17 protein-coding genes and 1 pseudogene are annotated in these 22203 nt (G+C 57.1%); 4 read left to right on the top strand and 14 right to left on the bottom strand.

Going from position 1 to position 22203, the window contains the following annotated elements; translation table 11 throughout:
- The 7 genes and pseudogenes from Q1K49_RS00955 to Q1K49_RS00925 all read right to left on the bottom strand — a co-directional run.
- Positions 1–554: pseudogene (locus tag Q1K49_RS00955) on the bottom strand (glycosyltransferase); the annotation flags it as partial.
- A 276-nt stretch (positions 555–830) separates the two neighbouring features.
- Positions 831–2105 carry a serine--tRNA ligase gene (serS, locus tag Q1K49_RS00950; RefSeq protein ID WP_300521728.1) on the bottom strand — a complete coding sequence of 425 codons (1275 nt, stop codon included), beginning with the start codon at positions 2103–2105 and terminating at the stop codon, positions 831–833.
- A gap of 3 nt (positions 2106–2108) precedes the next feature.
- The gene (gene ribE, locus Q1K49_RS00945) at positions 2109–2588 is read right to left on the bottom strand and encodes a 6,7-dimethyl-8-ribityllumazine synthase (RefSeq protein ID WP_300521725.1); all 480 of its coding nucleotides are present in this window, start codon (positions 2586–2588) and stop codon (positions 2109–2111) included.
- 41 nt (positions 2589–2629) lie between these two features.
- Complete coding sequence (locus Q1K49_RS00940) at positions 2630–3862, bottom strand: bifunctional 3,4-dihydroxy-2-butanone-4-phosphate synthase/GTP cyclohydrolase II (RefSeq protein ID WP_300521722.1); 1233 nt, start codon at positions 3860–3862, stop codon at positions 2630–2632.
- 58 nt (positions 3863–3920) lie between these two features.
- A complete protein-coding gene (locus tag Q1K49_RS00935; protein WP_300521719.1) occupies positions 3921–4589 on the bottom strand; it encodes a riboflavin synthase in 669 nt (222 codons plus the stop codon).
- Positions 4571–5683: a bifunctional diaminohydroxyphosphoribosylaminopyrimidine deaminase/5-amino-6-(5-phosphoribosylamino)uracil reductase RibD gene (ribD, locus tag Q1K49_RS00930; RefSeq protein WP_300521717.1), complete on the bottom strand. Its 1113-nt coding sequence runs from the start codon at positions 5681–5683 to the stop codon at positions 4571–4573. Before ribD ends, Q1K49_RS00935 begins: the two co-directional genes overlap by 19 nt.
- Positions 5652–7136: an excinuclease ABC subunit UvrC gene (locus tag Q1K49_RS00925; protein WP_300521715.1), complete on the bottom strand. Its 1485-nt coding sequence runs from the start codon at positions 7134–7136 to the stop codon at positions 5652–5654. The genes ribD and Q1K49_RS00925 overlap by 32 nt, the downstream gene beginning before the upstream one ends.
- 144 nt (positions 7137–7280) lie before the next feature.
- Between Q1K49_RS00925 and cysS the strand changes: the two genes are divergently transcribed.
- Positions 7281–8696: a cysteine--tRNA ligase gene (gene cysS, locus Q1K49_RS00920; protein ID WP_300521713.1), complete on the top strand. Its 1416-nt coding sequence runs from the start codon at positions 7281–7283 to the stop codon at positions 8694–8696.
- A gap of 190 nt (positions 8697–8886) precedes the next feature.
- Here cysS and Q1K49_RS00915 read toward each other — a convergent pair whose 3' ends face one another.
- Together Q1K49_RS00915 and hflK are read right to left on the bottom strand one after the other, a co-directional pair.
- The gene (locus tag Q1K49_RS00915) at positions 8887–9762 is read right to left on the bottom strand and encodes a protease modulator HflC (protein ID WP_300521711.1); all 876 of its coding nucleotides are present in this window, start codon (positions 9760–9762) and stop codon (positions 8887–8889) included.
- Complete coding sequence (hflK, locus tag Q1K49_RS00910) at positions 9759–10784, bottom strand: FtsH protease activity modulator HflK (protein WP_300521709.1); 1026 nt, start codon at positions 10782–10784, stop codon at positions 9759–9761. The genes Q1K49_RS00915 and hflK overlap by 4 nt, the downstream gene beginning before the upstream one ends.
- Positions 10785–11062: 278 nt before the next feature.
- Between hflK and Q1K49_RS00905 the strand changes: the two genes are divergently transcribed.
- Positions 11063–12721: a FapA family protein gene (locus Q1K49_RS00905; protein WP_300521706.1), complete on the top strand. Its 1659-nt coding sequence runs from the start codon at positions 11063–11065 to the stop codon at positions 12719–12721.
- 159 nt (positions 12722–12880) lie between these two features.
- Here Q1K49_RS00905 and Q1K49_RS00900 read toward each other — a convergent pair whose 3' ends face one another.
- On the bottom strand, positions 12881–14254 hold the full coding sequence (locus tag Q1K49_RS00900; RefSeq protein ID WP_300521703.1) for a solute carrier family 23 protein: 1374 nt from the start codon (positions 14252–14254) through the stop codon (positions 12881–12883).
- A 348-nt stretch (positions 14255–14602) separates the two neighbouring features.
- On the opposite strand from Q1K49_RS00900, the gene Q1K49_RS00895 reads away from it, so the two are divergent.
- A complete protein-coding gene (locus Q1K49_RS00895) occupies positions 14603–16567 on the top strand; it encodes an ABC-F family ATP-binding cassette domain-containing protein (protein ID WP_300521700.1) in 1965 nt (654 codons plus the stop codon).
- Positions 16568–16681: 114 nt separating this feature from the next.
- Here Q1K49_RS00895 and Q1K49_RS00890 read toward each other — a convergent pair whose 3' ends face one another.
- Positions 16682–19972, bottom strand: coding sequence for a PilC/PilY family type IV pilus protein (locus tag Q1K49_RS00890; protein ID WP_300521696.1), 3291 nt, complete (start codon positions 19970–19972; stop codon positions 16682–16684).
- Between the two features lie 35 nt (positions 19973–20007).
- Between Q1K49_RS00890 and Q1K49_RS00885 the strand changes: the two genes are divergently transcribed.
- Positions 20008–20226: a hypothetical protein gene (locus Q1K49_RS00885; RefSeq protein ID WP_300521693.1), complete on the top strand. Its 219-nt coding sequence runs from the start codon at positions 20008–20010 to the stop codon at positions 20224–20226.
- Positions 20227–20262: 36 nt separating this feature from the next.
- Here Q1K49_RS00885 and Q1K49_RS00880 read toward each other — a convergent pair whose 3' ends face one another.
- The 3 genes from Q1K49_RS00880 to Q1K49_RS00870 form a co-directional block, all read right to left on the bottom strand.
- The gene (locus Q1K49_RS00880; protein WP_300521690.1) at positions 20263–20931 is read right to left on the bottom strand and encodes a hypothetical protein; all 669 of its coding nucleotides are present in this window, start codon (positions 20929–20931) and stop codon (positions 20263–20265) included.
- A complete protein-coding gene (locus tag Q1K49_RS00875; protein WP_300521687.1) occupies positions 20928–21857 on the bottom strand; it encodes a type II secretion system protein in 930 nt (309 codons plus the stop codon). The genes Q1K49_RS00880 and Q1K49_RS00875 overlap by 4 nt, the downstream gene beginning before the upstream one ends.
- Positions 21854–22203, bottom strand: a 350-nt coding sequence (locus Q1K49_RS00870) for a hypothetical protein (protein ID WP_300521685.1), incomplete at its 5' end; no start/stop codon positions are given. The genes Q1K49_RS00870 and Q1K49_RS00875, both read right to left, overlap by 4 nt.

The following is a 22203-nucleotide window of genomic DNA, read 5'->3' as shown; positions in this document are numbered from 1 at the left end:
AACACGGCAAGCAATGCGAGCCCTCCCGTACACATGAAGAGAGACTCCTCCAGGAATTGGCCGGAGAAAAGTGTGACGCCGCACATGATGCTCCAGGCCAGAGCCAGAAGATATCCCGTCAGGCCGGAAATATGATCAAGTTCCTGCATGAGCAACGGAAAAAGCCCGACCCAGAACGCTGTAGCAGCAATGGAGCCCAAAAAGGAAAGATAATGGTACCTACCGTCGGGAAGAGCGATGAAACTGATTTGAGGACCGATCAGAGCCAAAACCGCCCCCAGAAGAAAGAAAAACGGGCGGACATCTTTTCTGGAAAACCGTTGATACAATCCCAGCAAGGCCGCCGCCGCCGCCGTAAGGACGACATGTCGCGCTCCGGAGCTTCCACTCCAGAGCGCGACGAGAATCCATCCGCAGACGAGCATGACATCCCGAAGGTAATCATACTGGTCACGGTCGAGAAAGACCCGCAGAAATCGCTGGGCAAGAAAAAAGGCGATCATGATGATCAGCAGTGTCGAGAAAGCGAAAACCGGTGAGGCCATCGTCTCCATTGCAAGCTTCCTCCTGCGGTCCTTCGCACGGGCTGTACTTCGGCACTCTCTCCGAACATAACACCAACTCGAGCGGTCCCCATAGAAAAGACCGCGCTTCATGGGTCAAACAATTTTACCACACAGAGCTGAGGTCGAAAAACCCGTCTTCCCAAGCAAAGAGCACACCGATACTCGCCATGTCGAGAATTTTTCTCCCCGACACCAGCCTTCCCGTCGAAACGTTTCCACCCTGGTGGCTCTTCGGGCTGCAACTTTCACGGCAGGGCAGAGACGTCAGGGCCGAAGTTCCGTTACACCTCCAAGATAGGGAACGAGTGCGCGGGGTATCGCGATGGAACCGTCCTCGCGCTGGTTGTTCTCCAAGATGGCGATGAGACATCGCCCTACGGCGACACCAGATCCGTTGAGGGTATGTACGAAACGAAGCTTCCCTCCCTCTTTCGGGCGGAACTTCGCGTTCATGCGCCGGGCTTGAAAATCTTCGCAGTTGCTGCAGGAACTGATCTCCCGATATTTGTCCTGCGAGGGAAGCCACACTTCCAGGTCGTAGGTCTTCGTTGCCCCGAATCCCATATCGCCCGTGCAAAGACACACGACGCGGTAGGGAATTTCCAGCTCACGGAGGACCTGCTCCGCGTTCTCCGTGAGCTGCTCCAACGCTTCGTAACTGTTGTCGGGATGGCAGATCTTCACCAGCTCCACCTTGTCGAACTGGTGCTGCCGGAGAAATCCACGGACATCCTTTCCATAGGTCCCTGCCTCTCTGCGAAAACAGGGAGTGTAGGCGGTATAGCTGAGCGGAAGGTCACCCTCGGAAAGGATCTCCCCGGAATGAATGTTGGTGAGAGGCACCTCCGCCGTGGGAATCAGCCAGAGGTCCTCTTCATGGATCTTGTAGAGGTCCTCCGCGAATTTGGGAAGCTGCCCCGTCCCCTGCATGGTCGCACTGTTCACCATGAAGGGCGGTACGAATTCCGTGTAACCATGCCGTTGCACGTGAAGATCGAGCATGAAGTTGATGAGGGCTCTCTCAAGACGCGCCCCCATACCTCGCATGAGGGTAAAGCGACTCTCCGCGAGCTTCACTCCTCTCTCGAAATCGAGGATTTTCAGTGCTTCGCCCAGCTCCCAGTGCGGCTTCGGCGAAAAATCGAACACCTTCGGCTCTCCCCAGACACGAACAACGCTGTTGTCCTCCTCCGAGGCGCCCACAGGAACGGACTCGTGGGGAACATTCGGAATGCGCAACAGGAGTTGTTCCATCTCCGCCTCGGAGACGTCAAGCTGAATCTCAAGCTCCTTGACATCTTCACCCAGACGACGCATCTCCTCCATGAGGGAGGCCGGATCCTCTCCACGGCGTTTCGCCTCGCCGACCTTCTTCGATCCCTCGTTACGGGTGGCTTTGATACGTTCTACGTCCACCAGCATCTTCCGTCGCCGGTCATCGAGAGCAAGAAGTTGCTCCAAGGGGTACTCGTGATGCCGGTTTTTGAGCATGGTCCGTACGAGTACCTCGTTTTCCCGTATCCACCGTATATCGAGCATGGGTCATTCCCCCTTGGTGTGTCGAATTTCCCGCAGCAAATCCGCCATCTCCAGAGCCGCCAGGGCGGCCTCGACTCCCTTGTTTCCCGCCTTACTGCCTGCTCTGGCGAGAGCCTGGTCGAGGTTGTCACAGGTCAGCACACCGAAGGAGACGGGGGTCCGCTGATCGAGTGCGATGTGCGCCAGTCCTTTGGAAACCTCCGCCGCGACATAGTCAAAATGGGGCGTATCCCCTCGAATGACCGCGCCGAGGGCGATCACCGCGTCATATTTCCCGGACAGAGCGATTTCCTTGACGACCAGGGGAATCTCCCAGGCTCCGGGAGCCCAGAAGACATCCATATCCTGATGGCGTATCCCATGGCGAAGGAGCGCGTCCTTCGCGCCTTCGAGGAGACGGGACGTGATCAGTTCATTGAACCGCGACACCACGAAAGCAAAACGTTGTCCTGCTCCTACCAGCTTGCCCTGAAACGTCTGCATGGTCATTCCTCCCGTCCTCGTTCACCCCTCATAGGGGCACTTCATTTCACCACATCCCGCAAATGAAGGATGTGCCCCATCTTCTCACGTTTCGTCTCCAGGTAGTACTCGTTGTACGGATTCGGCTCCACTTCCAGGGCGACTCGTTCCGTTACCTCAAGACCGTATCCTTCGAGACCGACGATTTTTCTGGGATTGTTCGTAATGAGGCGGATCTTCCGCAACCCTAGATCAGCCAGGATTTGCGCTCCAATGCCGTAATCGCGCAGATCCGGGCCGAAACCGAGCGCAACGTTCGCCTCCACCGTGTCCAACCCCTGCTCCTGCAACTCGTAGGCCTTGAGTTTCGGCAGAAGACCGATGCCTCGCCCCTCCTGACGCATATAGAGGAGAACACCCTGGCCCTCCTTTTCGATGAGCGTCATGGCCGTATGGAGCTGGGAACCGCAATCACAACGCAAGGATCCGAAGACGTCTCCCGTGAGGCATTCCGAATGGACCCGAACGAGAACATCGTCCTTTTCCCGGACATCCCCCTTTACAAGAGCCAAGTGAGGACGATCCAGGGAATCTTCCAAGAGAGATCTGTAGGCGTGAGCAACGAAGGTCCCGTAGGACGTGGGGAGCCGTATCGTGGAAAGGCGTTCCACGAGCTTATCCCGGAGATGACGGTAACGAATGAGCTGTTTTATGGTGAGGATCTTCAATTCATGCCTCCGGGCAAACTCCTGGAGATCACCGAGCCTCGCCATGGAGCCGTCCTCGTTCATGATTTCACAGATCACCCCGGCAGGCCGGAGTCCCGCAAGACGGGCCAGATCGACCGCGGCCTCGGTATGCCCCGCCCGTTTCAGAACGCCCCCTCTGCGAGCCTTGAGGGGAAATACATGACCAGGCTTTCGGAAATCCTTCGAGCCCGATGAAGGATCCGCCAGAAGGCGCGTCGTCAGGGCCCGCTCGAACGCGGAGATGCCCGTTGTGGTTCCCTCGTGGGCATCGACGGAAACGGTGAAGGCCGTTCCGTGAAGGTCGGAATTCTCCTCGACCATCATCTGCAATTGAAGTGCCTCCACGCGTTCTTCAGACAAGGGAACACAGACAAGTCCCTTTCCGAAGGTCACCATAAAATTGATGATCTCCGGAGTCACCTTCTCCGCTGCGGCGACAAGATCTCCTTCGTTCTCCCTGTCCTCGTCGTCCACGACGATGACCATCTTTCCGTTTCTGATGTCCTCAAGCGCCTCTTCCACTTCACAGAACCGGATTTCCTCCACGACGTTCTCCTTTCCTCCACATCGCGTTCCTTCCCGATTACAGCGCGAGTCTCGGCGCTCACGCCCATCCATACTCGCGCAATCTGTCCCAGGTGATTCCTTCTGCCTGCCTCCGTTTCTCCCCATCGTTTACAGTGAACAAGCCCTCCAAGGTCCGTCGGACATACTTTCCGAGCATGTCCGTCTCAAGGTTCACCCGATCTCCGGAGTGGAGGGCGGCCAAGGTCGTTTCTCCCAGTGTCGTCGGAATGAGACCGACACTGAAAGACTTCGGAAACACACCGATCACGGTAAGGCTCACACCATCCACGGCAATGGATCCCTTGGGGACGATCTCGCGGAGCAATGCCTCCTCCGCAGAGATCTCCAGGCGTTTCGTCCTTCCCTCCCCTGAGAGGTGAAGCACGTCCCCAGTACCGTCAACATGCCCCGAGACAAAATGACCGTCGAGTCTCGCCCCCACCGTCAGGGCTCGCTCCAGATTCACGCGGTCTCCTCGGCGGCGCTGTCCCAACGTCGTACGATCCCTGGTTTCCGGCATCATTTCCGCCTCGAAAAGAGTCTCCCGGATGTCCACTACGCTGAGACACGCTCCGGAAACGCAGACGGACTGACCGAAGACAAGAGTCGGCGTCAGTCTCCGCGACTCGATCACAAGGCGCGTCACCTCTCCGAACGAACGGACTTCCGCAATAGTCCCCACGGTTTCTACAAGGCCGGTGAACATGCAGGTCTCCCCTCCAGCCAGTGGTCATTTCCCACGGTGCGTATTGTAACAGCTTCCAGCGAGAAGAGTTCCTCCATGGTCGTAAAATGCAGGGACCCGGAGACACGTTTTCCAACTCCCATGATCCTGGCAGCGAGAAAAAGTGAGACATGGTCCGCGAGTTTCTCGCGAAAACAGGAAGCGACCACTTCTCCGCCCGCCTCGACAAGAACGGAAAGAATTCCTCTTCGGGCCAGTTCGGAGAAAAGAGATACGAGATCCACTCGACCATTGCTCGCGGGAAGGCGCAAAACCGTGGCCCCTCCATCGGACAGCGCCCTCTCCCTGGCTACCGGAGCCTTTTCCGTGCAGGCCAGGATCGCGCCGGGACGTCGTAACACCTTGGCATGGGGAGGGATTTCCAGGGCACTGTCGAGGACGACGACCCGGGGTGAAAAACCGGGAACGGCCCGAACCGAGAGTTCCGGGTCATCCGCGAGAATCGTCCCTTTTCCCGTCAGAATCGCGTCGTGTTCCGACCGGAGCAAGTGCCCGGCTCGCCTTGATGCGGCACCGGTAATCCATCGACTCTCTCCGTTCGTCAAGGCGATGGTCCCATCCAAAGATGCCGCGGCCTTCACGGTGATCCAGGGCCTTCCAAGGGCCATGACCCGGAAAAATCCTCTATTCATCCACCGGCACTCCGTCTCCAGCACCCCACGAACAACCTCGACTCCCGCCTCTTGAAGAAGGGCGATTCCCTTCCCGTTCACTTCTGGGTTCGGATCGTCCGTGCCGATCACGACCCTCGCAATGCCCGCCTCAACGAGACGAGGAGCACAGGGAGGAGTCCTTCCGTAGTGGGAACATGGCTCGAGCGTGACATAGGCAGTGGCGTTCCGGGCTGATTCCCCGGCTCTCGTCAGTGCCTCCACTTCCGCATGGGGACCGCCGCAACATTGGTGAAACCCCTTGCCGACCACGTGCCCGTCTCGGACAAGGACGCATCCCACCCGCGGATTCGGCGAGACGCATCCTGTGCCACGCGCAGCCAGAGAAAGTGCCATACGCATGTAGTACTGGTCAAGCATCACCTGGGACGGCATTCCCATCATCCATCTCCCTCAAAGCGTTCCGTATTTTTCTCGCCAGAGCCGGACCGATCCCCGGCACACTACCGAGGGCTTCCTCATCGGCGGTGCTCAATCTGCGCACACTGCCGAAGACGGCGAGCAGGGCGGCGGCCCGTTTTTTGCCCAATCCCGGGATCTCTTCCAGAGCGGACCGGCGCAAGCGGATGTTCCGTTTTCCCCTGTGAGACGTCACGGCAAAACGGTGCGCCTCATCCCGAACTCTCTGAAGCAGCAGCAGCGCCGGATCGTTCCGATCGAGACGCAACGGCTCACATTTTCCGGGAAGATAGAGTTCTTCCTCCCTCTTCGCCAACGCGACCAGTGGAACATCCTCCACATGATGCGCTTCGAGAGCCTGCTTCGCAAACACCAATTGTTGCGGTCCTCCGTCGATGAGAATGAGCTGCGGCATAGGCTCCTGTCCCGCCAGAACCCGTCCGTACCTCCGTCCCACCACTTCCTCGATGGAACGAAAATCGTCGACACCTTCCACGCTCTTCACAGCAAACCGCCGATAAAGCGACGAATTGGGAACACCCTGCTCGAAGACCACCACGACACCCACTGTCTCCCTTCCAGAGAAATGAGAGATGTCGAAGCCGTCGATTCTCCACGGAATCGTGTCGAGGTGCAACACCTCCTGTACTCTCCGGAGAACGCTCCAGGTCGACCAGTCGAGGTCTCCCTGTTCCGACGCGTTGTTCCGTTGCCCCCGATAAATCCAAAGAGCACGAATCGTGTCACGGTAACGAGCCGCTTCTTCAAAAGCAAGAGCCTGGGACGCCCGCTCCATGCGGGAACGGAGGCGCTCCACGAGATGCGAGGTGTTTCCCTTCAGCAAAAGCAGAATATCCGCAATCCGCTCTCCGTATTCACTTTCGGAGCAACGCCCCGCGCAGGGAGCGAGACAACGTCCCAAAGCATGCCTCATGCAGGGACGTGCCTCGTATGGCCCCTCGTCCAGATTGCGGGAACAGCTCCGGAGGGGGAAATAGCGCTCCACCAAGCGCAGGAGACGGCGGATTTCCGTTACCCTGGTAAAAGGGCCGAGGTAGGTTCCACCATCCTCCTCCCGGTGCCTGGTGATCACAATCCGCGGAAAACGTTCCCTGGTTATTTTGATGTAGGGATAGCGCTCGCCCATTTTCAGTTCCACGTTGAAAAAGGGTTGATACTTTTTGATGAGCTTCGCCTCGGTGATGAGCGCCTCCGCCTCGGATTCCGTACGGATCGTGGAAATGTCGGATACCGAATCCACAAGTTTACGCAATCGAGGAGAGGCGTATCCTGTACGCCGGAAGTAGGAAGCCACTCGCTTCCGCAAAGACTTGGCTTTTCCCACGTAAAGGACATTTCCCGTCTCATCGTGCATGAGATAGACGCCGGGACGATCCGGAAATGCCCTTATTCGTTCGAGCAGTTTCTCCCTTTCCATGCCGCTTGCTCCATTCTTCCGGGGAAGTTTTCGAAATGTCACTGTCGTTCCACCTGTAGAGCAACGTGGTTTTCTTCGACGGGCTTTTCCTTTCCCCTGTAACGGTATAGGATAACACGAAGAGCAATCGAGGAGGTGCCTGTCATGGCATTGACATTGTACAACGATCTCACCCGGACAAAAGAACCTTTCGTTCCGCTTCATCCAGGCAAAGTCGGTTTCTACGCCTGCGGTCCCACCGTCTATGACTATTTTCACATCGGAAACGCCCGCCCCTTCATCGTCTTCGACGTGCTCCGGCGCTACCTGGAGCACTGCGGGTACGACGTGACGTTCGTGCAGAACTTCACGGATATCGATGACAAGATGATCACCCGGGCCAGGGAACTGGGCATCTCCGTTTCCGAGCTGGCGGAACGCTTCATCGAGGCTTATCGGGAGGACGCGGCGGCACTCGGAATCCGCCCGGCCACGGTGCACCCTCTCGCCACGGAACATGTGGCGGAAATCATCCGCCTCATCGAGGGCATCCTCGAAAAAGGACATGGCTACGTCGTGGACGGGGACGTCTATTTCGACGTGCAAAGTTTCCCCGGCTACGGAAAACTGCTCCGACAGGATCTGGATGAACTGCTCTCAGGAGCCCGGGTCGAGGTCGATCCCAGAAAGAAACACCCCCTGGACTTCGCCCTGTGGAAAGCTCAAAAACCGGGAGAACCTGCCTGGGACAGTCCCTGGGGCCCCGGGCGCCCGGGGTGGCACATCGAATGCAGCGCGATGGCCACCAAGTATCTGGGAGAGACTGCGGACATTCACTCCGGAGGAAGCGATCTCGTCTTTCCCCACCACGAGAACGAAATCGCCCAGGCAGAGGCGGCCACGGGAAAACCCTTCGTCCGCTTCTGGATCCACAATGGCTATCTTCTCATCGACCAGGAAAAGATGTCCAAGTCCCTGGGGAACTTTCTCACCGCCCGCGAGGCAAGAAAGCGCTTTCACCCCCTGGCTATCCGCCTTTTCATGCTGAGCGCCCACTACCGCTCTCCCATCAGCTTCTCCGAGGATGCCCTCGTTCAGGCTGCGGCAGGGGTGGAACGACTTCGGAATTGCTGGCGGGATCTCAGGGCGAGCGTTACCGCTGAAGCAAACGGGACGAATCTCGATCAAACGTTGCGCGAAACGGTGCGCATCGCGGAAGAGCAGTTCCGGAAAGAATTGGACGACGATTTCAACACCGCCGGTGCATTGGGCGTGGTTTTCTCCGTCGTAAAAACAGTGAACACGCATTTAAAGGCGTGCACTGCCGCCGACGTGGAAGGTCTTGCCGAAGCAGAGCGCTTCTTTCGCCTTGTGGAGGACATCATGGGGGTTCTGGGCATTGACGACATGGAACGCCCTTCGGAGGACGATGCGGCAATCGACGCGCTCGTGGCGGAGCGCAGGGACGCGCGGCAACGGAAGGACTTCGCCCGGGCAGACGCCATCCGGGCTGAACTGGAAATGAAGGGCATCATCCTCGAAGACGCGTCGGAAGGTACGCGGTGGAAACGAAAGTTATAACGACGGCTATCCTCCGCGGGAAAGCAGGGACGCTGCACCCCGGAAACAGCCATGAATGAAAGAGGGTGACATTGTCGGGCAAAAGTTCCCCTCCCAGTGGAGAACATAAAGAAGGGATATGCATCGAGTGCATATCCCTTCTTTCGTCGCCCACCGTCATTCGTTCCTATAGGGATCTCGCAGCTTCCCTCTACTCAGCACCCTTGAGATACCGGAGTATTCCCTCCCCGGGCTTCAGGAACACCGGCGTTTCAGGAAGATTCTCCTTGTAGAACTCCAGTGTTCGGAGAAAAAGATACAGGTCCGGGTTCTGTCCCGCCGCGTCGGCGATGATGCGCTGTGCCTCCGCATCTCCCTGGCCTCTGGTTTCCTCCGCCTGCTTCTGTGCCGCCGCGAGAATCTCCGTATAGTCACGCTGCGCCTTGGAGCGGAGGCGCGCTGCAATCGACCGCCCCTCCGCGCGGAGCTGAGCTGCAATACGGCTTCGCTCGGCGATCATGCTGCGATACACCGCTTCCTCGTTCTCCTGAGGAAGAAAGACTCTTTTGAAAGCTACCTTGAGCACCTCTACCCCGTAGGCGGAGGTCTGGTCGTTGGTGATCCTGGTGGCCTCGACGAGAGAATCTCCCCTTCTGGAGAAGACAAGTTCATCGAAGGTAGATTTGCCCGCAACGATACGCACTGCGGCGTAGACCGAATCGTCCAGGCGTTGCTGCGCTCCTTCCACGGTGCGGATACGACGGTAGAACGCATCTGGATCTGCGATGCGAAACACCGCAACGCTGTCGAAGACAAGGTTCTTCTTGTCGGACGTGACCACTGCGACGGGGTCCGCGTCATATTCGACCAGACGCTTGGTGAACCGTTCCACCACGTCGGCAAAGGGCATTTTCAGATAGAGCCCGGGGTCCCTCACCGACCGAACGACCTTGCCGAACCGGAGAACCACCGCCTGCTGATCCGCCCGGATCACGTAGAACGAGCCGATTCCGACGGCAACCAAGGCGACGAGAGCTACCAGGAGAACCGCATTTCGCACTGCCTGACCCAAACTTTGTACGTTCATCGCCCTTCCCCTCCCTTTCCGGCGTCGAGAAGCTTGTCCAGCGGAAAGAGCATGACACCGTTTCCGAAGTCCTCCACGATGACGGTTTTGAGCTTGGGCCAGAGGTCCCGCATGTTCTCGATCCACAGGGACTGGAGAAGAAGATTCGGATTACGCATATAGGCCTCCCGAAGTGCTTCGATGCGCGCCGCTTCTCCCTGAGCGACCTGGACCCGACGGAACTTGTACCCCTCCGACTCGTTCAGGAGGCGTTGTGCCTCTCCCTGGGCCTGAGGAATGAGTTCATTGGCAAACTGCTCCGCCTCCAACTGGAGGCGCTCTCTCTCCGCCCTGGCGCTGTTCACCTCGCTGAAAGACGCCTGTACCGCAACAGGCGGCGTGACGTCCTGAAGCTGTACGGCGACGATGCGAATGCCCGTTTCCAGCTCCTCCAGGAGTTTCTGGAAAGTCACCCGCGTTTCTGTCTGGATCTCCTCTTTTCCGACGGTGAGCACCGTGTCCAGATCTCTGGAAGCGACAATCTTCCGCAGACTCGACTCCCCGAGATCCCGGATGAGCTTTTCCCACCGATCCTCTCCAGAAGGAACGTGCACGACGAACGCTGCAGGGTCGGAGATCTGGAACTGAAGCACCCAGTCGATCTCGACGATCTTGTTGTCGCTGATGAGCATTTTCGATTCGGCGGGAACATCCCGATACTGCGCCGGCGGCCCCACGTTCACCGTGCGGTACCCGAACTCATAGCGACGTATCCGCTCGGTATTGACTTGCATCACCGAATCCAGAAAGGGCACCTTGAAATGCAGCCCCTGGTCCGCCACCGTATGGACCTTTCCCAGGCGGAAGACGACTCCTCTGGTACCTGCGGGAACGATGTAATACGAGCTGTAGGCAGCAACCCCGACCAAAAGAACGAAAAGGAGCAGCGTGACCATCTTGCCGGACTGGAACATGCGGGGAATGCGGTGTTTCGGCCCCGACGGCTCTTCCCGGGACGGTTCGTAAAATTCCCACTCGGACATAACAACACCCCTTTCTCGATGGAGGCTCGCGCAACACGACAGAAACGGCGCGACCAAGTCGATTCCATTATACGGCATCCCGTTTTCCCTTGGACACGCGACAGCCGAAACCGTTAAGGGAAAGCGCCTCTCTTTTCTGCCGGCTCCATAGTGTTTTCAGAAGGAACCATTTTGCAGTATGATGCGGAAGAGTACGCTTCCCGCCCGGAAAAGCACACGGAAGTGACGCATCCTTGCACATCGCACGGCGGGGATATCACACCAAAGGAGGGAACGGGATGACCTTTGAGACGATCCTGCAGGGAAAAGATTTTTCCCTTCTTTCGAAAGACAACGGAGTGTTTCTTCTGCGCAAAGGGAGTCCTTCTTCGAAGAAGATCCTTGAGACTCTTCGCGAACACCTGCCCTCCTGCGAGGTGAACGTGAAGGCGCTTCTCCTCGCTCTGAAAAACGAAACAATCTACCCGGTGCGTATCGGTACCTTTGCCGCTCTTCAGGAAGAGAATGCGTCGTTGCCGGACCTGACGCAAACCCCGGAGAAGCTTCCGCAGACGCAAGAACGACAGACTGTGCGAAAAAAGCACATACCCCCTGCAACACTCGACATTTCTCCCGACGGGATGGTCTGCTCGCTCTCCCTGCCGGCGGGATGGTCCAACCTGCAACACATTCTCGTCCTCTGCGCAGAACGGGGTATTGTACACGGGCTCCGACTTGCCGCAGTGCGGGAAGCCCTGAAGACAAGCCGTTCCGGCCTTCCCGTGCGACATCTCCCCATCGCTTTCGGCACTCCTCCGATTGCTGGCAGGGATGGGGCTCTCGCCTTGGAAATGCCACGCCCGGATGGGAAAGCTGTTCCCGGAGACCGCGGGAAAATCGAGAATTACCTTCTCTACTCCATCGTCCCTGTCCGAGAGAACGAACGTGTGGCGACTCTTCTCGACCCCACGCCCGGAACAGCCGGAAAAACTGTTCGCGGCGAGCTCATCCTGCCGAGCCAGGGAAGAAAAGCCATCGGTTATATGGGAAAGGGACTCGCCTTTCGCGGAAGAGAGCTTGTGGCGACCCGAGATGGGTGCCTCCTCTGGAAAGGCGGCGTCCTCTCCATCGAACCGCTGCACGTCGTTACCGAGGATGTACAGCCGGGCCAATCCATCACCACCGATGCACATCTCCTTGTCGAGGGACACGTTCGGGACGGAGCCATGGTCGCAGCCCGGGGTAACGTGGAAATCCGGGGCAGCGTCGGCAGAGCCGATGTCTCCAGTCTGGAAGGAAGCGTTTCCATTCTCTGGGGGGTCCTCGGAAAAGGCGGCGGGTACATCCGTGCCGCGGAAGAGATCCGCGCCGGATATGTGGACGAGGCCATTCTCGAGGGTCGGACCGTAGTCGTCAACGAGTACATTTCCCGATCCATCGTGACCGCTCGGAACGGTGTCAAGGTCGCCGGCAAAAAGGGACTGATCGCAGCTTCCTCGGTCACCGCAAAAGCACACGTCAACGCCAACAACATCCGGGTGCTCTCCAGGGGAGACACCAGGATCGATCTGCTCGGTGTTTCCAGAAGCGCTCTCTTTTCCGAATACGACATCCTTCCCCATAGGATACGCTGTCTCCAGAGGAAGCTTCTGCGCATGAGCGAAACGATCCGCACTTCCCTGGAAGCCACGCAACAGACACAGCCAGAACTCCCCTTCGACATGTACCGAAGGCTTCTCGACGTCCTCGGAGACACTCAGGCAAGATTGCTGGAACTCCATGACCTCCTCCTCCATCTTCGCGGGGACGCATCCCTCTCGGTAAGCGGCACTGCAAGCCCCGGCGTGGAGGTGACGATCAAAGGCATGGCAGCTCGCATCGACAAAGCGTGGGGAGGACTTCACTTGTTCTACCACCCCACTTTTCAGGGGCTCGTCGTTCAGGAACAATCCGCCTGAAGATGGCACCCCTCCGGCAAAAGCCAGAGCCCCGCGAAATCTGAAAAAAGCGGAGGTTCCCCGATAAAGGATCCCCTCAGGGAAGCTCTTCTCCATATATTCCGGAGAAGAGCTTCCTTGGTTTCCGGGTGGCAGGAGGAAAGGACCCTCACAGGTGAATTACAGCCGCGTGCCTATGCCACGTTCTTCCGGCGTGCCCGGGACGATGGAGTCCCAGAAGGCTGCGCAGATTCCCGCAACCGCCATGGGAGTCTTCATGATCGCCCAAAACACCTGTCCCGCAATACCGAAACTGAAGAACAATTCCTGTTTCTCCGTTACCCAGCCCGGAAGACCGAGTGCCATGAGAAAGGCGAATCCGACGATGAGCACGTTCCTCTGGCTGCCCATATCGGCACGCATGAGCACCTGTATCCCCAGGGCACCGATGGTACCGAAAAGGGCGATGTAGGCGCCGCCGATGACGGGGCTCGGCACTGTGGCGATGAGAGCTCCCAGTTTGCCGACCATGCTCATGAGAATGAGAAGGACGGCGCCGGTCCGCACTACCCATCGGGACGCCACACCGGTGAGACTGATGAGCCCGATGTTTTCCGTGTAGGAGGTCGTTCCCACGGCACCCAAGGCTCCTGCAAGGGCACAGTTCATCCCCTCCGCACCGATACCGCGACTGATCATCTCCGGCGTGGGATCCTCGAGTCCCGATGCGTAGGAACAGGAATGATAGTCACCTATGGATTCGATCATGACCGCGAAAAACCCCGCCACGATGGCACCGAGGGCAACAACGCTGAACTTCGGCGCACCCCAGGGCAGAAACCCGGTGAATTTGAACCAGGGCGCGGCAGCGACGCTCGCCATGGTCACGTGTGCAGGATGCCCCTCTGGGAAAAATCCAACAGAGCTTCCAACGAAACAGACCAGGTAGGCAAGGACAATGGAAGAAAGGACGGAAAAAATATTGAAATACTTGTTCCTGCTCATGAGACCGAAGAAGAAAACTCCCGCCACGACCAGGAGAGATACCGGCCAGTAATTCGCCGCGTTGAACTTCACCGCCACATCGTACAGGGAAAAGCCGATGGCCATGATGGTAGGGCCGATGACCACCGGAGTGATGACCTTCCGGATGATTCCGACGAGGCCACTGTAGCCGATGATGGAGAGAACCACACCGCCGACGATGAGAGCCCCCCCCAGGTATTGCATGATCACCTCGGGCCCCATCGCCTTGTAGATCCCTACAATGGTCATGACGGGAGGAATGAAGCTGAAACTGGAACCCTGAACGATAGGAAGGCCTGTTCCCAATTTGGGGTGCGTCTGAACGAGCGTGGCGATCCCCATGGCGAAATAGACGCAGGAAATGAAGAAACCGATCTGTACCGTATCCATCCCCATCGCAGGCCCGAAAATGAGAGGAACGAGCGTGGTCGCCCCGAAGAGGGTCAACACATGCTGGGCTCCCGCAAGGACCAGGATAGGAAGGGGTGGTTTGTCGAGAAGTCCGTAAACGACTTGTTTGCGTGCCATTGGAACTGACACCTCCTCGTGAGTTTTTCTTTTCCCTGTCGGGCAAAACGAGCCGATCATGTCCTCACTATGTTGCCTTTTCTCCTGTGGAGCCTCACCTCCCTGCGGCATGCCGAACGCCCCTTTTTGGTGATGTTCCCGGTCAAACCTCTCGGACAAACCGCAAAGGGAGTGTAGCATAAACCCGATTCCGTCGACACGGATCGTTTTTCGGGCGTGGAAAAAAAACGCCTTCCCCACTACAATACGGACTGTCCTCGAAAAAAGGCGAAGAAAAGGCTTCCGGACAGAAATTCCTGATCTGCCTTTCCCCTGATGTAACGTATTTCGACAGAATGGAGGCATTCCATGATCCGCATCTCCACTCTTTCTCTGGCCTTCCGCGAGCACCGCGTCTTCACGGGACTCAATTGGGCGGTCCCCTCGGGAAGCCGCTTCGGCCTTGTCGGCGACAACGGAGCTGGAAAAACCACACTTCTTCGCTGCATACTCGGCCTCGTCTCGCCTGACGACGGAACTGTGGAGACCACCAAGGGACTCACCCTGGGATATCTTCCACAGGACATGGTCGAGCTGGGAGAAGGGATCGTGCTCGATTTTCTGAAGGAACGTGCGGGCATCACCCAGATGGAAAAGCGGCTCTCCACGCTCGAAGAACACATCTCTCATCTCCCCGCCGATGCCAGAGAGGAGAGACGAATCCTCCTGGAACGACATGACCATGCCGCCAAGGAGTTCACGCTTCGAAACGGGTACGTCTTTCCCGCCCTGGCGGGGAAAGTACTCAAAGGGTTGGGTTTTCGGGACGATGCCCTTGGCTCTCTTTGCGGAACCTTCTCGGGAGGATGGAAAATGCGCCTCCTCCTCGCCGCACTCCTTCTGGCTGCGCCGGATGTCCTTCTCCTCGACGAACCGACGAACCATCTCGATACGGAAAGCATGGAATGGCTCGAAGGTTATCTGAAAGACTTCAGGGGCACACTCATCGCCATCTCCCACGACCGGCGATTTCTCGACAAAATGACCTCGCAGATCGCGGAATTGCGGAACGGAACGATCACTGTGTACAAGGGCAACTACAGCGCGTACCTCCTTGAGCGTGAACGCCGCATGGAAGCGCTTCGCAAGGAGATGGAACTCCAGAAGGCGGAAATCAAGCACATTCGCGATTTCGTAGAGCGGTTCCGTTACAAGGCGAGCAAAGCCTCTCAGGTCCAGAGCAGGATCAAGATGCTCGAACGCTACCAGGAAATTGAAATGGAAGAAGATGCTCGGAGAATTTCCATCGTTTTTCCCGAGGGAGAACGAAGTGGGCGGGTAGTCCTTGCGGCGGAAAAGATCGGTAAACGCTATGGGAATCACTGGGTATTTCGCAACCTCGACTTCGAAGTGGAGCGAGGCGAGCGCATCGCCCTTGTCGGGGTCAATGGTTCGGGGAAATCCACCCTCTGTCGCATTCTCAGCGGGCGGGAGACGCCTGAAGAGGGGAAATTGCATCCGGGACTGCGGGTCCATATGGGGTTCTTCTCGCAGGAAAGCGCGGAAAACCTCGACTACAACAAGACAGTCTGGCAGGAAATACAAGGTTTGGGAACCCGAACGGACGAAAAGGCAAAAAGAAATCTTCTCGGAGCGTTCCTCTTCTCCGGGGATGACATTCACAAGCCGATACACGTTCTCTCGGGAGGCGAAAAATCGCGTCTCGCCCTGCTCAAACTACTCCTGCTCGACACAAATCTGCTCATTCTCGACGAGCCGACCAATCACCTGGACATGGCAACGAAGGAGCTTTTCCAAAAAGCGCTTTTGCAATACGGAGGAACCCTGCTCATCGTCTCCCATGATCGTCACTTTCTCGACGCTCTCGCCACGCGGGTCTTTGAAATTCGAAACGGTGCGTTGTTGGAATATCGGGGAAATTACTCCTATTTCATCGACAAACGCGCGCGAATCATATCGGAGGAGGCTTCGGAAGGCGAAATGTCTTCCTCTTCTTCGGGGAGAGAAAGCGGCATTGCTCCTCCAGCGTCGAGGGACCGCGATGGACGGAGAGGCGCCGCAGAACGTCGTAACGAACTCTACCGAAAACGCCGCACTCTTCAGGAACTTCTCACCCCCGTGGAAAAACGTCTCGACGAGGTGGAAGAAGAAAAACGCCACATCGACTGCCGCCTTTGCGAACCGGATGTTTTGGAAAATTCCGTGGAAGTGCAGACCCTGCTTATCCGAAGAGCGTCTCTGGAAAAAGAACTCGAACAGTTGATGCCCAGATGGGAAGAACTGTTTCTACAGATGGAAACCCTGCAGGAGTAAAAAAACCTGCAGGGTCCTTTTGCGTAGAAGGCGAGCGGGGCAAAAAGCCACCATTTTTTGAGAGAACGTCACCACATTGAAGCTGCCCGGAGCGAATACTTGTTCCACCGGAGGTCAACGATTGAAAACATCCCTCCAATACTGAATCACAGGGACTCCCGGTACGTAACGTCGGTTTCTCTCCATCGTTTCCCGTGCCTCCTCGGGGACATCGAAGACCAAGACACCAGGGTTCTCCTGGAGATTCAGCCCCTGCAAAGTCGGATCGGAAAACACCTGTTTTTCGAGGGTTGTCACGCCGAGATACACTTGATGTTTCTCTCCCTCCGTCGTCTGCGTAGAAGCCACCTGAACACCCGTCACTTTCACGCCGTCGAGACGAAGAGATTTTTTCCCGGCGGCGTTCCAAAGCCCTTTGCCGGAAAAGGCATCCACGATGAAAATCTGAGATGATCCCGTAACGCTGCAACTAGAGGCGGAAACGTTCGGATCAGGAGTAAAGGTAGAGACAAAGAGGACCCCGCCTGCGATCTTCGGCATGTCCGTCACGTACTCTTCCGTTGTTGTCGAACGATACAGCGGGATGTACCATCCCGCATTGTTCGAGGAAAATGCGGTCGCATCCGGGTCCAATGCCGTCAGCTCGGCAGTTCGGATCGGGAAGGAGGAACCTCCTCCCGTATTGACGGCGAAAAAACACTGTCCGTCGTTGTCGAGAGTTCCCGAAGCGGTGGGAACGTCACGAGTTCCGCCGAAGAGCCAGATGTCATCGTCGTTCCGCAACGTCACTTCCAAAGCAAGAGGGATGCCCACCCGGCGGAGCACACCATCCTTCCCCGGTAATTCCAGCACGAAAACCTTTTCCAAAGTCGTCGCCCTGGGCAACGAACCGTCAAAAACACCCCTATGGATCACACCTTCGCTCGTGCCAAGGAAAAACCCTTCGAGCACGTTGTCGTTGCGAAACGTATAGGCCGAGGGAGGGGCATAAGCCATCCCCTCGGTTCTCATGGGGACACCTGCTATCCGTCCGTCCGTCATGTCCATCACGTACACCGCGCCGGAGGCACCGGAGATCTCGGAAGCGGACGCCGCGCCGCCGGCGAGAAGACCGATCCAGCAGATCCCCGCATCGCGATTGTTCCAGGAACTGTCACAGCGGACGCTTCCAAGGACAGGGGCTCCCACGGGAAACCGAAGATCGCGATAATCGAAACCCGCCTCCTCCGGCGTGAGCGAAAGATCTACGGGAGGCGAATTCCTTCCTGTGATTCGGTCGAGGTCGATACGCCGGTAGTCACTTCCCGCCTCTCCGGACAAACCGTCCTTTCCTCGCCAGAGGGACATGTAGTGCGTGGCTTTGTTCACCGCCGCAGCCGGAAAAGGAGGAATTCTCGACGCGTATCCGTTGTATTCCGTGGCCCAGAGAAACCTCGGCGTATCCGCCTCTGTGACATCCAACGCGTAAACTCCGTATCCCCCTCTGCCGAGCGAACCAAAGAGCACCGTCCGGTATTCCCCGCTGATCTTCATGTCCTCCACGACGAGAGGACCGTCGAGTAAAAAACGGGAAATGGAACGGTTTGTCCCCGTACCGGAAGGCCAACCGGAAAGATCGTCACTGACAAGGCCCACAAGGCGATTGAAGCGGAGCACATTCGGCGGGATGAAAGCCCATGTTTCATCACCGGTCTCGAAATCGAAGGCATGCAGCAGACCTCCGTTGGATTGCACGTACACCTGGGATTTCCTGTTTCTGTGGGCGGCGGCGAACGTTTTGTAGTTGCGATCCGGGTAGGTTCCTCGGGGAGGACCGACCACAACGATGTCCGATCCGAACATGTCCGCCAGTTTCCAGCGTTCGCTACCTCCGGCGTCTGGATTCCACACGTCGGTGCCACGAACCCAGGAAGTGAGCTGCCGGGCTCTCGCGGCAGAAAGCCCCATCTCGTCCCGAAGAGCCGACGCATTGCCCGTGCCGAAGTCAACCATATTGCTCCCCGAGAGAGCACCCGCCGCCGCACTGCTCTGAGAGAAATCCCAGTCCACCGTGTAGATCCTTCTCGTGTCGCCTTTCCGGAGATCAAGGCGTTCCCCCGCATCCCAGAGCGGCACTTCACCGATCAGGACATTACCCGAAACATCGATGCTGATGGCATGCCGATAGAGATGGCCCTCCCATTGATCGTTCTGTTTCGTCGTGTTCGCCGCGACAAAATAATGTCCTTCTCTCTCGCCTTTCAGAGGCGGACGAACCACGGGAGCCGAATTGGCACCGCTCACGTCTTTGATGGAGCGAAAGACGATTCTGAAGGCCTTGAGCAGTTCCGACACGTTGTCGCTTAGGTAGGCATGCGCGTTGGAAGCTTCCGGGTTGCCTTTCTTCGCCATGGCATCGAGGGTGACTGCAAGGTCGGGCTGCGTTTCGGGATCAATGAACCCAACCACCATGGTGCGCACGCCCTTTTCCATGACACGCGTCCCCAAAACCGCCGTGTCGCGCGAGAGAGCTTCCACGGCAGCCACCGGATCGCCGTTTCTGGACGTATCCTGCCCGTAGACAAAGAGAACGAGCCAGTTCGCCTGACACCTCGAGGCAATGGTGGCCTTACGCTTGAAGAATTGTTCGATGGTGCCCGTGGGAAGATTGTTCGAGTTCGAGTCTCTTGCGGTGTAGGCGCTTCCGGCGATGGAACCGGCCAATGGGCAGGCGCCGTCCGCTTTGATCTCGTCGTCGCCGGTGCTTTCGATGCCGTCGATGAGAGTGAGAATGGGCGCCAATTTCGTCGATGGGTCGTCATTTTTTCCCACCGCAAGAAATTCACTGCGAAGCATGGCCCGTCGGTAGGCTTCGCTGTCACTTCGCTGATCTGTGTGCAGAACCCCCCACCGGACATATTCGCTGTCGTTGCGTACCGTCGAATACGGATTGGTGATCCAGCTCCCCAAACGGTACGGAGATCTCAGGTAGAAATCCGCCCAGGCCGTGGTACGCTTTTGTTTGTAAGTGGCGAAAGCGATGTTCGTCTCCCGAACCATGCTCGGATCGGAAAGGATTCTCGTAAGGATCATCTTCGCCTTGTACATGCGACTGTCGTTGGGGGCAAGGTCCGCACTGGAAAATCGCGACGGGTATCCCGACGGAGGCGTGTTGCTGCTGTTTTTCCAAAGCAGATTCGGGTGGTAATTCTCCTTGAGGAAGGCTTCGCGTCGCGTTTCGTCCAGAGCGATTTCGGGCGTGAGATTGTTCTCCGTGTCGAGATCCTTTCCCCATCTTTCCTGATCTCTCCCGTCATAGCGCCAGGGACGGGATCCATCGCCATAGGTGCAATGGTCGAGATCCGGGTCGAGATAAGGGTCGTAGGGATATTTTCCCGGAGGATTTCCTTCTTTTGTCCAGAGCATGCGGCCGCTCGTGTCGAGAAAGAGGAGAATGTTCGGTGGATCTGAAGAAAACAACTCAAATTCCGCTCCCAAATCAAAGGAGGATTTGGGGAAAGAAACCGAAGGAAGCCGATCCCCATCACCTACTTGAGCACCGGCAAAGCCTGACTGGAAGAGAAGAAAAAGGAGAATCGAAAGGCGAAGAACCGGAACTGCTCCTCCCCGACAGAAAAACGGCAGTTTCTTTTCATACGGACTCTCATTCCGGCGGCTAAGGGAATTTCGTCTCGACAACATGCGGCATCACCTCCTCATCTGGCCTCGATGAACGCCTGCTCCAGCACCTTTCGTTTCACGCCGTCCTTAAAAAGCGTACTGCGCACCACATAGGCACCGATTTGGCGGTCCGCCTCGCTATAGGATTGCTCCTTGCGAATGCTTTCCAGATTCGTCCGGATGGTCAGACGAACCGGCATGAGAGGATCATAGGAAAAACCGGATCGGACTTCATAGCGAGCGTCGAAAACCGCCACGTGGAGCGAAAACCTCCCCTCCAGGCGGGGAACATAACCACTCTCGAAAACGATGTCCTCGCTGAAAACCGACTTCGTCGGAAGAACACCGGCAACATCATAGGAATAGAACGCGAGCAATTTCTCCCGATGTCCGCCGGACGCCTCCCAAACAAGAACGTCGTCGGAGGTGCTCCACCTCGGAAGCGGACGTCCATGAAGCCTCGCGTCCTTGATCCTGGTTGCGATCCAGTTTTTTCCGACCTCCAGGCCATATTGGGCGGCGTTGAACATTTCTCCGTACTCTGCTGCCATGCGTCCCGTCCGTGCAGTATTTTCAGCGACGTACAACGCCGCTCCCACCAGCGCACCTCCGAGAAGGAGCACAATGAGAACCGTTACCAAACCAAATCCACGGGACATGCCGTGGAAGGCATGACAGGAAAGTTTTGTCGGCAAGGGCCTCAATTTCGGATCCTCCAGCTTCTCGTGACCGCCACATAACGGTAGTGCAGGTCCAGGTCCGCTTTGACAGGGTGCCATCCTTCGTTCTGTTCATCCCAGCCGAAAACATGGGGCTGCACCGACGCAGAATGCCGCTTCGACGCACGCGAAAGAACCGTGACCGTGAGAAGGGAATCCGCGAATTCCGCGTGAAAACCCACGATACCCTTGATTCTGGGTTGCACTGAGGAAAAATCATCCGTGTACAGTTGCTCGCCTTGAACGAAAAAACGCAACGCTTTGACTTCGTGAAGTTGGTCATAGAGATTCACCGGCGCGTTCCGCACCGCTCGAAGAGTCAAAGAGTCCGCTCCCGCAGCCTGTACGAAAAAAGGAATTGAGGAGGAAGGAAAGACGATCCACCGTTCCAGAACTTCCGAAGGCACTTCCGAAACTCGGAGACTATCTCCTCCCGCGTCCAGAATTCGTTCTTCCAGTGCGGCACATTTTCTCGGCACGGCGGAAACAAGACGCAATTCACTGTTTCCCTCACCGACACAACTTACGGCACTCGTCCAGAAATGCGGAGAGCGCCGCCAAAGAGGCAAGCCTGGGCTGCTCCCGCTCCCTGAAGGCCAACACGTGGAAAAGCGGTTCTCCTGCCCCGGATCGTCATTGTTGGGCATGCCCAAACCTGCAAGCAAAACATACGGTTCAAGGAACGCAAGAGCCATTTCGGCATTTTGCTGGGCCTCGGCATACTCCGTATTATGTTCGACAGTGCTGAAAAAAGCATAGAGGGCGAAAAGAGCGGTTGACACGGCAATGCCGCCGATGAGAAGGGAGACAAGGACCTCCACAAGGGTGAATCCTCGCTTTTGCTTCGTGCTCTCCTGTCCGAGACGAATTATCCGGAAAGCGTCGCGCCTTCCCCTCGCGATCCGATTCATTTGTCATCCTTGGCCGTCTCCGCAGCGAACGAACTCACCGCTCTCTCCACCATCAATTCCTGGCGGACACCTCGCACATCGTCCCAGAAAACGATGACACGCAGCACATCCGCCGCGCCTCCCGAACCCTCGACTTTATTCCAGGAAAGAGCGTACCGCGGATTTGTCCGGTCCGCCTGCTCCGTAACGGAAGAAACGGACTTGACCCCCTCAAGTTCTTCCAGTTTCATCAAGGCCAGGAGCAATGCCTGTCCACGATGGAGACTCTGTACCGTAAGCTTCGTCGTCATCACAGGTATCGCAGCCATGGCAAACAACCCCACCGCCAGAAGAAGCACGGCAAGAA

The sequence above is a fragment of the Aminiphilus sp. genome (assembly GCF_029975095.1).
Taxonomy (GTDB): Bacteria; Synergistota; Synergistia; order Synergistales; family Aminiphilaceae; genus Aminiphilus.
Note: the sequence above shows the minus strand (reverse complement) of the source record. Positions and strands in the feature narration are given on the sequence as shown.